A 12,297-nucleotide genomic window follows, 5' to 3' on the forward strand; every position below is an offset into this window, starting at 1 on the left:
CTTTGCCTAAATATGCTCAAAATATCGGTCGATCCTATGGATCTTTTTTTATACTCTATTTATAAAACCGGATTAAAATCCGGCTCTACAATATCTGCCGAGCCTACGGCTCTTTACAAAGAAAGCATAATAAAAATAAATTGAATACCTAACAGGTTTTGAAAACCTTGCACGAGAAGCAAATAAAGCAACAATTTGATTTTATTACTTTTTCGTTTCCTAACAGGTTTTCAAAACCTGTTAGGTATCTAAATAAAATGATCCCTAAAAGATTGACAATTGTTGATAGTGGCGAAATATCTAAAACGTTTAATGAAATACCTAACACGTTTTGGAAACCTTTTAGGATAAATAAATGAAACAACAATTTCAATTGATTACTATTTTTGTTTCCTAACAGGTTTCAAAACCTATTAGGTATCTAAATTAAAATGATCCCTAAAGAATTGACAATTATTGCTAATGGCGGTAAATAAAAAACGTTTAATGAAATACCTAACAGGTTTTGAAAACCTGTTAGGATAAATAAACGAAACAACAATTTCAATTGATTACTATTTTTGTTTCCTAACAGGTTTCCAAAACCTGTTAGGTATCTAAATTAAAATAATCACTAAAGGATTGACAATTATTGCTAATGGCGGTAAATAAAAAACATTTAATGAAATACCTAACAGGTTTTGGAAACCTGTTAGGATAAGTAAAAAAGATTAAGCTTTTTTCTAAATGGTGGCACGCTCAAATACTTATTTGTTAAGCAAATACGATTCTGAGGTGCTGTGTTTATATGTAATGATTATTGAACGGAATTGCTTTCTTCTTCGAACAATAATTTGATGTTTTCGTAGGAGTTTTTTAGGGCTTCTTTAATTTGCTCGGGATTAAGCCATTCTACTTTTTCGATGCCTTCTTCGATTTGTCCTTTTGGAGTTCCTTCGAAATCGGATTGCATTTCGAACCAATGTGTAATTTTAAGCTTATATTTTCCGTTTCGCTTAAAGACGTGATAGGTTTTTTCTAGTTTATTGGTAATTCTTAGTTTTCCAACACCGGTTTCTTCTTCGACTTCGCGCATTGCGGTGTCTTCGATCTCCTCGCCTTTCTCGATTCCACCCTTTGGTAAGTCCCATTTTCCGTTGCGGAATATAAATAATACTTCGCCTTTTTTATTGTATACAAGTCCTCCACCAGCTTTGTTTACGGGGATTTTTGCCTTAAGGGTTTTCATAACTTCCTTTTCGTCAGGATGATACAAATAAGCCTTTTGAATTTTATTTTGAAATAATTTCACTATAAGATGTTCAATATCAATACTCTCAAGAAGGAATAATTGAAAATCTGTTTCTTTTGAGATTTCATTTGTCAAAAAAAGTGGTTTGTCGTTCACAAAAACTTTATACATTTGTACTATGATTTTTAATAAAGATACTGCCGAAAAAACAGCCGAATTGCTTTTGCAAATAAATGCAATTAAATTGAATCCCGAAAATCCTTTTACATGGGCTTCTGGTTGGAAATCTCCTATTTACTGTGATAATAGGTTAATTCTTTCATTTCCATCCATCAGAAATTATGTTCGTGATGAGTTTGCGAAGAATATTGAGAAACAATTTGGAAAACCTGATGTGATTGCCGGTGTTGCCACTGGAGCCATTGGAATTGGAATTCTTGTTGCAGAAAGCCTTGGATTGCCGTTTGTATATGTGCGCCCGGAAGCGAAAAAACACGGAAGACAAAATCAGGTAGAAGGTTTTTTACAAAAAGGACAAAATGTTGTTGTTGTTGAAGATTTAATTAGTACTGGAAACAGTAGTTTACTGGCTGTAGAGGCTTTGCGTAACGAAGGAGCGAACATTAAAGGAATGGCTGCGATTTTTACGTACGGTTTTGGTGTAGCTCAGGAAAACTTTAAAAACGCAAATATCGACCTTTTCACGCTAAGTAATTATGAAAACTTATTGGATTTAGCGGTTCAAAAACAATATATCACCGAAGATCAACAATCTACTTTGCAGGAATGGAGCGAAAGTCCTTCGACTTGGTTACAGGAGAAGTAGAATTTTAGATTGCAGATTTTAGATTTTAGATTCTTTCTTATTTTGTGTGAATAAATATTGATTTTAGATTCTGGTAAGCTTTTTGCTTGATTTATTTTAGTTGCAATCGTTGATTAAAAAATTGGTTTAAATAAAACAAAAAACAAAATATGAACTTAGAAAGTCCAAAAGTTACTGTTCAGAAATCAGCTCAAGATTTATTTGATTTATTGACTGATGTAAAGAATTTTGAAAAATTAATGCCGGATAATATCGCTAAATTCGAAGTAATTGGCGAAGATGCTTTTATTTTTGGATTGAAAGGTATGCCGGAAATCAAATTGAAGATGAAAGAAAAAACGGCTCCAAACAAAATCGTTTTGGGTGCTGCAAGCGATAAACTTCCTTTTACTTTGGTATCGAACATCGAAACTGTTTCTGATGCTTCAAGCGCGGTACAATTGCAATTTGACGGGGAATTTAACCCAATGATGGCAATGATGATAAAAGGACCAATTAGCAAATTCATTGAAACGCTGGCTACGAATATGACGAAGCTTTAGTTTTGAATTGTAAATTGTGAATTATAAATTATTGAAAGCCTGATCTTAATTGATCGGGCTTTTTTTTACTAAGAACCTTAGCATCTCAGTACCTCAGAACCTCACATCTAATAAAGCATCTGAATTTCTTTTATTTCAAATTCGGCTACGGTATCGTCTTCTAATAAAATCTGTATTTTCCCTGTTGGTGAAACGCCTTGAATAATTCCCATAAAGTTTTGATTTCTTAGGTTTTTAAAAGGCATTGGAACTCCTTTACGGAATAATGAATTTAGATATTCATTCCAATAATGCGTTGCATTAGTTTCCCACAACGTTATTTCTTCTTTGATGTTTTCGACAATTAAAGCAGGTAAAACTTCTTTGTCAAAGCTTTCCCCGGTAATGACTGCCAAGGACGAGGCATGCGGCAATTCAGTAAGGTTGGTTTGGTTGACATTGATCCCAATCCCGACAACTGACACAATTCTGCCATCACTTTTGAGCGTATTTTCGATTAATATGCCACCAATCTTCTTATTGTATGACATAATGTCGTTTGGCCATTTTATACTTAAATCAGGTATGTTAAACAATTTTAATGCTTTGATAACAGCCAGTGAAACAATTACGCTTAGATTAAAAACATCTTTGTTGTTATACAAAAAATCCTTCACCAAGGCACTCATAATTAAGTTTTTACCTGTTTCAGATTCCCATTTCGAACCCATCTGCCCCTTGCCTTTTGTCTGATTTTCAGCTGTTACGACTGTAAAATTATCAAGCTCATCTTTGCTGGCTAATCCTTTTAGAAAATCGTTTGTAGAATCTATGGCATCGAGTTTGATTAGTTTCATTAAAATAATTTATTTATACTTAATTTAATATTTTGTTAAGGTTCAAAATTAATCACAAAATTTGGTAACTTTACAAAATCATATAAAATAATTCATGGCGAAAAAGACTGTTAATAATGATGTTCTGTTGGCGAACATAATAAAAGGAATTGAAGAAGTAAAAGGAAATGATATCGATATTCTTGACTTAAGGGAAATAGACACTGCTGTTTGCGATTACTTCGTTATCTGCAACGGTAGCTCTAATACTCAGGTTAACGCCATTGTAAATTCTATTCAAAAAACTGTATCCAAAGATTTAAAAGATAAACCCTGGCACGTAGAGGGAACTGACAACGCAGAATGGGTTCTTATGGACTACGTTCATATCGTTGTGCATGTTTTCCAAAAACACATTCGTGAGTACTACAACATTGAAAGCCTTTGGGGGGACGCCAAAATAACTACAATCGAAAACAAATACTAAAGAAAACTTTTCTAAATGGCTAAAGATAATAATCCAAATCCGAATAAATTTAAAATAAGTCCATGGTTGATCTATACCGCAATACTTTTAGTTTTTTTATTTATAAGTTTTGCTACCGGTGGATCTAACATGAGCGAACCTGCTCAGTTAAAATCGTCCGATATTGACAACATGTTAGCTAAAGGACAAATAAAAAATGTTATCATTTTTAATAATAAAGATGCTGAAATTTATCTTACTGATGCTGCATTAAAAGATCCTGCTAATAAAAAAGTAGCAAAAGATCTTTTTGACAGACCTAACAAAGGACCTCACTATACTACTAAGTTTGGTGATTTGAAATCTTTTCAGGAAAAACTGGATAAAGCTAAAGCTGAAAAAAAATTACTTGATTACGATTTTAAAGAAGCAAGCAATTGGAGTGATATTCTAATTAGCTTACTTCCTATCATCATTATCATTGGTGTATGGATTTTTATTATGCGAAAAATGTCAGGCGGCGCTGGTGGCGGTGGCGGACAAATTTTTAACATTGGAAAATCTAAAGCTAAATTGTTTGATGAAAAAACAGACATCAAAACAACTTTTAAAGATGTAGCTGGTTTAGAAGGTGCTAAAGAAGAAATACAAGAAATTGTTGAATTCCTTAAAAACCCTGAAAAATACACTAACCTTGGAGGTAAAATTCCAAAAGGAGCTTTATTAGTAGGTCCTCCGGGAACTGGTAAAACGTTGCTTGCAAAAGCAGTTGCAGGAGAAGCTCAGGTTCCTTTCTTTTCGTTATCAGGTTCTGATTTCGTAGAGATGTTTGTAGGTGTTGGTGCTTCACGTGTACGTGATTTGTTTAAACAAGCTAAAGAAAAATCTCCTGCGATCATCTTCATCGACGAAATCGATGCTGTTGGTAGAGCGAGAGGAAAAAGCAATATGTCAGGCGGAAACGACGAAAGAGAAAATACATTGAACCAATTACTAACAGAAATGGATGGTTTTGGTACAAACTCTAACGTAATTGTTCTGGCTGCAACAAACAGAGCTGATGTTCTTGATAAAGCTTTAATGCGTGCCGGACGTTTTGACAGACAAATTTTTGTTGACTTACCGGACATTCGCGAAAGAGCTGAAATTTTTAAAGTACACTTAGCTCCTATTAAAAAAGTTGATGGTCTTGACCTTGATTTCTTAGCAAAACAAACGCCAGGTTTCTCTGGTGCTGATATTGCCAATGTTTGTAACGAAGCTGCTTTGATTGCTGCACGTAACAATAAAACGGCTGTAGACAGACAAGATTTCCTTGATGCTGTTGACAGAATTATTGGTGGTCTTGAAAAGAAAAACAAAATCATTACACCAGAAGAGAAAAGAGCAATTGCAATTCACGAAGCTGGTCACGCTACTGTAAGCTGGATGTTAGAGCACGCTGCACCACTTATTAAAGTAACTATTGTACCTCGTGGACAAAGTTTAGGTGCTGCCTGGTATCTGCCGGAAGAAAGACAAATTGTTCGTACTGATCAAATGCTAGACGAAATGTGTGCTACTATGGGAGGAAGAGCTGCTGAAAAGGTAACTTTTGACAGAATTTCGACTGGTGCATTAAGCGATTTAGAAAAAGTAACACGTCAGGCTCGTGCAATGGTAACGATTTACGGTTTGAATGATAAAATTGGAAATGTTACGTATTACGATTCAACTGGACAAAGCGAATATAATTTCTCTAAACCATATTCTGATGAAACTGCTAAAGTTATTGATGCTGAAATTTCAGAATTAATTGAAGGTCAATACCAAAGAGCAATTCACATTTTAGAGGAAAACAAAGACAAGTTAAATCAGTTAGCTGATATTTTAATTGAGAAAGAAGTAATTTTCAAAGACGACTTAGAAAATATTTTCGGAAAACGAACTTTTGACAAAAATCTAGGGGAAGTAGTTTCGTAAATATTCAATAAATCTGCAATATTTTTTAAAATCTTAATTCAAAATAGCCTTTTGAATTAAGATTTTTTTATCTTTGAACGTTTTCAATTAACATGTAAAGTATTTCATATAAAATGAATTTTTTTAAAAAAATATTTGGTTCTAGCGATACCTCTTCAGAAGAAGAACATGAAAGTGAATACGGAGGTGGTAACACCAATCCGCATAGTCATCTCTCCGTAGATGAGCAATTCATTTTTAACTTTAGAAAGAATGGTGGTAAATTTTTGTATTGTGAAAACAAACAAGAAGTTGCGGAACAGTTTGAAAATATATTAGAAGAAAATGATTGGTTCGAAAATGAAGTTTTATGTTACGAACCGGGCTTATTTAGTTTGTTAGAAGAAAACAAACTAATCTATATTTCACCAAGAAATCCTAAATTTTTACTTGCTACCTGCGAAAACCTAATTGCAGATGAAGGTTCTATATTGTTTTCATCAAAACAAATTAGACAAGACAAACCTAACGAATTACCTCCAAATATTGTTATCATAGCTACTACAAGCCAAATCCTTACTATGAAAAGTGACGGTTTAAGTGCTATTAAACGCAAATACGAAAGAGACTACCCAACCAATATTACCACAATAAAATATTTCGAAAAAGCACTGGAAGAAGATTTTACACAATACGGAAGTGTTGCCAAAAACCTTTATCTTTTGCTCCTAGAAGATCTTTAAGATGAATGAAACACTTAAAAGGGCCATTTCTGGCGCTGTTTATATCGCTTTATTACTAACATCTATTTTGTTTTCTACCGAAAGCTTTATTATTCTTTTTGGCGCTTTTCTAATTATCGCTACTTATGAATTTTCTAACTTGGTAGGTCTTAATAAGGTCTTTTCGATTCTTTTTGTTTCTCTGTTCTATGGTACCGTAACGCTAATTAGTTTTTACAAAACAGAGACCGAAAATTATATCAATAAATTTGTAAAAAATAATATTGAATTTACTGTCGACACAGACAGGTTATTCTCTGTACTTCTTTTAATTACCTTAATTGTATCTATAAAATGTATTGTCTTTCTATTTGACGATACGCAAACGATCAGTAAAATATCAAAATATATTTATCTGATCGGATATATTCTTTTGCCTTTCATTTTTATTGTTAAAATATCTTTTGGAATTAATAACTATAATCCAAAAATCATCATTGGCTTATTTGTTTTAATCTGGACAAATGATACTTTTGCTTATCTGGTAGGGAAATCTATCGGAAAACATAAGTTATTTGAACGCATCTCTCCTAAAAAAACAATTGAAGGTTTTGTAGGCGGAGTGGTATTTGCAGCTTTTGCAGGATTTCTGATTTCAAAATTCTACATTAGACCTAATCCGGATTTCAGCAGTAAATCTATTTTAATCTGGACTATTATCGCTTTAATCGTCAGCATTTTTGGAACAATTGGAGATTTAATTGAATCCAAATTCAAAAGAGTTGCAGGCGTAAAAGATAGTGGAAAAATAATGCCCGGACACGGAGGTGTTCTAGATCGATTAGATAGTGTTATATTTGTAGCACCAGTTATATATTTATTTTATCAAATTTTATATTATGTTTCATAAAGAAGGAGGTCCATCGATTTTATTAGGTACTGTTTTTGCTGTTGCCGTATTATTACTTGCTGACAAATTTATTGATATCAGCTGGCTAAGAATGCTGGTTCAGATTGCAGGTCTGGTTATTCTGATTATTATTTTGCAATTTTTTAGAAATCCTAAAAGAATTGCTATCAAAAACAGTGACCATATTTTGGCTCCTGTTGATGGAAAAGTAGTAGTTATTGAAGAAGTTTATGAAGGTGAATTTTTTAAAGACAAACGTCTTCAGGTTTCGATTTTTATGTCGCCTATCAATGTGCACGTAACGCGTTACGCAATGGACGGTATCATAAAATTCAGTAAATACCATCCTGGAAAGTTTTTGGTTGCGTGGCATCCAAAAGCAAGTGAGGAAAACGAAAGAACTACAGTTGTTATCGAAAACGAAACATTCGGACAAATTTTATACAGACAAATTGCAGGTGCTCTTGCCCGTAGAATTGTAAACTACGCAGAAGAAGGAATGCAGGTTGTTCAGGGAACTGACGCTGGTTTTATTAAATTTGGTTCAAGAGTAGATTTATTTTTACCTTTAGGTACACCAATTAATGTGGTACTAAACCAAAAAGCGATTGGCGGTAAAACTATTATTGCTACAAAAGCTTAAATGACTCAAAAAGATTTAGATACTCGTTTTTTAGAGGCTGTTGATATCGCTTTGAAAATGACACAAGCCTCGCTGCCACAAGATGTGCAGCTAAGGCTTTATGCGTACTATAAGCAAGCGACCTTTGGCACTGCGGTGTATAATCAATCTGAAAATTTTGATTTACGCGATGCATTCAAAACAAATGCCTGGATGCAAATTAGTCATATTTCAATTGATGAAGCCAAAGAAAGATACATTGAAATCATCAATTCATTAACTCAATAAAATAAGGTACGCTATGAAGAAAAACATTATACATTTTAGCATTCTGACTTTGTTCTTAGCACTATTTTCTTGTAACGACAATAAGTTAAGAGAAGTAGTAGAAGTTCCTTTGCCTACCAAAGAAGAAAAAATAACGATTGGATCTCCGGAAGACGTTAAAGCAGAACCTGGGTCTTTTGCACTTACAAAACTTTCGTTTCCGTATGATGGTCTTGCTCCGGCGATACGCTCGTTGACTTTAGAAACACACTATTCTAAACATTATTTAACGTATACCAATAACTTAAATAAAGAAATAGCCTCTACAGAATATGAAAATATGGCTATTGAGGATATTCTAAAGAAAATGGATCTTAATAATGCGAAATTACGCCAGAATGCAGGTGGTTATTACAATCACACTTTGTATTTTAATGTTTTGACGCCCAAGGAACAAACTCCTAAAGACACTTTATCTGGGTCTATTAATAAAGAATTTGGATCTTTTACCAATCTTACTACTCAATTTAAGGGTCAGGCTACCAAACAATTTGGATCAGGCTGGGTTTGGTTAGTGGTAGATAAACTTGGAAAACTTCAAATTACAACAACAGATAACCAGGACAATCCACTAATGAGAAATGCACTGATTCCGGGAACTCCAATTTTAGGAATTGATTTATGGGAGCATGCTTACTACCTTGACTACCAAAACAGAAAAGGAAGTTATATCGATGCTTTTTATGAGCACATTAACTGGGAAAAGGTCAACGAAAATTATGTCGAAGCCCTAAAAAAGGTTCGCAAAATATAAAAAACAAAAAAGCTGATACTTAGTGGTATCAGCTTTTTTGTGCATTACGTTTTCATTTATTGCTTCAATTCGAAAATAAAAGATTCTGAAGGCGCTATTTTAATTTTTGCTATTCCTTCTCCATTGGCTACTTTTAATTGTACTGAACCGTTTTTATACAACTGATCGACAATTTCATACGATCCATCTTTTAAATTCCATTTTGAGATAATATCAGAAGGGATTTTTAAATCAAACTCATTCGTTTTTTCAGAAGAAAAATTAGCCACTACAATCAGTTTTTGTTCGGCATACCAGCGCACATACGAATAAAGCAATTCGTCATATCCTTTGGTATCCTGAAGGTTTACAGTATGTATTTCCTGAAAATCACCCATCAAGGCAGAACTTTTGATTGAGAAGTTTAATAATCGTTTGTAGAAATCACGCAGGTTTTTTTCTGATTCAGAAAGCTGACCTCCGTCAAATTTACCTCCGTTCATCCAGCGCTGGTGATTGGGAACTCCAATATAATCAAAAATGGAGGTTCTGGAGTGCGTACCGAAACCGGCATTTTCATTTGCAGCCTCTCCTACTTCCTGTCCAAAATAAACCATTGTTGGCGATGTGCTTATGGTGGTAGAAACGACCATCAAAGGTTTTCCTCTTTCCGGGCTTCCCGCAAATTCAGGACTTGCCAAACGCTGTTCATCATGATTGTCTAAAAAATGAAGCATGTGGTGCTCGATATCTGCCATTCCTTTTTGAATATCACTCAAACCCGCTGTTGATGATTTACCGCGAATGATATCTTTTAATTTATCATAAGTTTCTACTTTATCATACAGGTAATCCATTTTTCCTAAACGAATGTAATTTCGATATTCATTTGGATTGTAAACTTCTGCCAATAAAAAAGCGTTCGAATTTTTTACTTTGATCGCTGAATTCATATAACTCCAAAATTCATACGGCACCATTTCTGCCATATCAAATCGAAAACCATCTACTCCTTTTGCTGTCCAGTACAAGGCAATGGATTTAAATTTCTTCCAGGAATCAGGCACTTCTTTATCTTGCCAAAAAGCAAAATGTTCCCGATACGATTTCTGATCGAAACCAGCAGGCAGTTCCGGAAAATCTTTGGAACCATCTGGACGTATGCCGTAGTTTACTTTTACTGTTTCATACCAATCATCCTGATTAGGCTTCGCTTTACGAGAACCGTTTCCTGTCCATTTTGCAGGATTTTCATCAAAATGTCCATCAACAAGAGGATTTTTTTCTCCGTTTAACGGAATAGTACCATCCGGAATTTCGAAATGTGTATTGGGTATGTAATAAAAGTTATTGTTTTTGGCATACTCCACATTTACATCATCATTTGCTCCAAAATCCTGAACACCTTCGGGATTGTTTTTACCTTCGTATTTTCTGGCAATATGATTCGGTACAATATCGATGATTAATTTCAACCCTGCCTGATGCGTGCGTGCAATTAATTCTTCAAACTCCTGCAATCTGTTAGCCGGATTTACGGCTAAATCAGGATTCACATTGTAATAATCTTTTACTGCATACGGAGAGCCGGCTCTTCCCTTTACGACTTCGGGATCATCATTTGATATGCCGTAAGCCGAATAATCACGAATTAAAGCATGGTGCGGAACTCCGGTATACCAAATATGTGTAACGCCTAAGTTTTTTATTTCTTCAAGTGCTTTAGGTGTAAAATCATTAAACTTTCCAACTCCGTTTTCTTCAATTGTTCCCCAAGGTTTATTGGTTGTATTTTTATTTCCAAATAAACGTGTAAAAACCTGGTACACTACAATTTTTTTATTTGCGGGCACTTCTTCTTTTGCTTTACTCATTTTTAAATCATTGGTTTTACATGCCGAAAACAGCATGGTTACAGCCAATCCTGCAACAAAAATTCTCTTATTTATCATAATCATTTTATAAACTGATTCTCTTTAAAATCCGGAATTAAAATTAAAAAGGGAAACTAATTTTTAAATTTAAGCTAATTTTTAAAACTCCACAGAGTCGAAAATCATTTTGTCTTCGTTTCAATTTAAAAAAATAACACTACAACGAAAGAGTGAATTGTTTTGTTGATAACTTAAGCTTCTAAAATCAATATGTATTTTACATTAATTTGAATTATAAATAAATCCTAATATCATTAAAGGTGTTAGTTAATGTTTCTGTATTGTTTTGGAAGTTTCACATAAATGGTATATTGAGTAGTAAATACCATTAATCCATTGATTACTCAATTTTAACTAAAGCGTAGAAGTTTTAGGAACGATGTTTTTTTTATAAAATACCACGAAATACAGTTTCATATACACATGTCGTTTCTCGTTTTATTTAGAAAATTGGATTAAAATCGTGTAAACAATATCTGTAATCTGTTAGCTATTAATTTGTATTTAATAAATTTACTAACTTGGATTAATTATGGTTTGCAAATTATATTCTTCTATAACTGTTGCTTTTAAAGGATTTGTACTCCATTCAGTCCATAGGTTAGTGTAAGGATCATAACCACACTTTAAAGGTTTGGAATATATATTTGCTGGATTTTCAATGTAAGCTCGGCAATCGGTACAGATATGGCGAAATTCACAATCTCTACATACATCTATTTCATTTTTATTTATTTTCCAAAATGACCTAAACTCAGGAATTATTAAAACCTCACTTAATGTTGTATTTCTAATATTGCCATAAATATTCTTCATTGATGGACAATTTTTAATATTTCCATCTTTATCAATTGATATTTTCTTATTTAGACAAGTATTATGATTTTGCGATTCCAAGTAAAAATTATTACTATACACAAAATTATTTTTTCTAATTATGCCACAAGACAATGGAATTGATAATTTATTCGAAGTGAAAGTAAACATCACGTTATCTAATTGTGAATTACTATCATAGGAACAAGAATGAAATTGAATATTTAAAAATTTATTAATTCCTAAATTATTATTTTTTAAAAAATCATATAAATCATTATTAAATTTAATAATAAAAGAAATTTCATTAACAAAGGAATTATTTAAAATAAGGCATTTTTTTAATATATCTTCAAAATAACTAATCGTAACATCATGACAAAAACGAATCTCTAAATACATTATTCTACAA

General features: G+C 33.1%; 13 protein-coding genes. 9 read left to right on the forward strand and 4 right to left on the reverse strand.

All coding sequences use genetic code 11. From position 1 onward, the window contains the following. Window positions 1–796 precede the first annotated feature (796 nt). The gene (locus B0A66_RS16170) at window positions 797–1,402 is read right to left on the reverse strand and encodes an NUDIX hydrolase (RefSeq protein WP_089050898.1); all 606 of its coding nucleotides are present in this window, start codon (window positions 1,400–1,402) and stop codon (window positions 797–799) included. Between the two features lie 7 nt (window positions 1,403–1,409). On the opposite strand from B0A66_RS16170, the gene pyrE reads away from it, so the two are divergent. Next, window positions 1,410–2,057 (forward strand): orotate phosphoribosyltransferase, encoded by a 648-nt coding sequence (gene pyrE, locus B0A66_RS16175; protein ID WP_089050899.1) that lies wholly within the window; start codon window positions 1,410–1,412, stop codon window positions 2,055–2,057. Window positions 2,058–2,206: 149 nt separating this feature from the next. Continuing rightward, entirely contained in the window at window positions 2,207–2,599 is a 393-nt protein-coding gene (locus tag B0A66_RS16180; RefSeq protein WP_089050900.1) for an orotate phosphoribosyltransferase, read from the forward strand. Window positions 2,600–2,706: 107 nt separating this feature from the next. On the opposite strand, the gene B0A66_RS16185 is transcribed toward B0A66_RS16180, so the two are convergent. Further along, complete coding sequence (locus B0A66_RS16185; protein ID WP_089050901.1) at window positions 2,707–3,435, reverse strand: biotin--[acetyl-CoA-carboxylase] ligase; 729 nt, start codon at window positions 3,433–3,435, stop codon at window positions 2,707–2,709. A gap of 94 nt (window positions 3,436–3,529) precedes the next feature. Between B0A66_RS16185 and rsfS the strand changes: the two genes are divergently transcribed. The 7 genes from rsfS (at window position 3,530) to B0A66_RS16220 (ending at window position 9,156) form a co-directional block, all read left to right on the forward strand. Continuing rightward, window positions 3,530–3,901, forward strand: a complete 372-nt coding sequence (gene rsfS / locus B0A66_RS16190; RefSeq protein WP_017496527.1) for a ribosome silencing factor — start codon at window positions 3,530–3,532, stop codon at window positions 3,899–3,901. 15 nt (window positions 3,902–3,916) lie between these two features. Further along, entirely contained in the window at window positions 3,917–5,842 is a 1,926-nt protein-coding gene (gene ftsH / locus B0A66_RS16195; RefSeq protein ID WP_089050902.1) for an ATP-dependent zinc metalloprotease FtsH, read from the forward strand. Between the two features lie 113 nt (window positions 5,843–5,955). Next, complete coding sequence (locus tag B0A66_RS16200; protein ID WP_089050903.1) at window positions 5,956–6,564, forward strand: lactate utilization protein B/C; 609 nt, start codon at window positions 5,956–5,958, stop codon at window positions 6,562–6,564. 1 nt (window position 6,565) lies between these two features. Next, on the forward strand, window positions 6,566–7,453 hold the full coding sequence (locus B0A66_RS16205; RefSeq protein ID WP_089050904.1) for a phosphatidate cytidylyltransferase: 888 nt from the start codon (window positions 6,566–6,568) through the stop codon (window positions 7,451–7,453). Beyond that, complete coding sequence (locus B0A66_RS16210) at window positions 7,443–8,096, forward strand: phosphatidylserine decarboxylase family protein (RefSeq protein WP_089050905.1); 654 nt, start codon at window positions 7,443–7,445, stop codon at window positions 8,094–8,096. The genes B0A66_RS16205 and B0A66_RS16210 overlap by 11 nt, the downstream gene beginning before the upstream one ends. Then, window positions 8,097–8,363 carry an acyl-CoA-binding protein gene (locus B0A66_RS16215; protein WP_089050906.1) on the forward strand — a complete coding sequence of 89 codons (267 nt, stop codon included), beginning with the start codon at window positions 8,097–8,099 and terminating at the stop codon, window positions 8,361–8,363. 13 nt (window positions 8,364–8,376) lie between these two features. Continuing rightward, the gene (locus tag B0A66_RS16220) at window positions 8,377–9,156 is read left to right on the forward strand and encodes a superoxide dismutase (RefSeq protein ID WP_089050907.1); all 780 of its coding nucleotides are present in this window, start codon (window positions 8,377–8,379) and stop codon (window positions 9,154–9,156) included. Between the two features lie 56 nt (window positions 9,157–9,212). On the opposite strand, the gene B0A66_RS16225 is transcribed toward B0A66_RS16220, so the two are convergent. Together B0A66_RS16225 and gwsS are read right to left on the reverse strand one after the other, a co-directional pair. Beyond that, a complete protein-coding gene (locus B0A66_RS16225; protein ID WP_089050909.1) occupies window positions 9,213–11,087 on the reverse strand; it encodes an alpha-amylase family protein in 1,875 nt (624 codons plus the stop codon). Window positions 11,088–11,585: 498 nt separating this feature from the next. Further along, window positions 11,586–12,297 (reverse strand): grasp-with-spasm system SPASM domain peptide maturase (gene gwsS, locus B0A66_RS16230; RefSeq protein WP_123868250.1); only part of this gene is annotated, 712 nt, incomplete at its 5' end.

This window comes from Flavobacterium hercynium (genome assembly GCF_002217285.1).
GTDB lineage: Bacteria > Bacteroidota > Bacteroidia > Flavobacteriales > Flavobacteriaceae > Flavobacterium > Flavobacterium hercynium.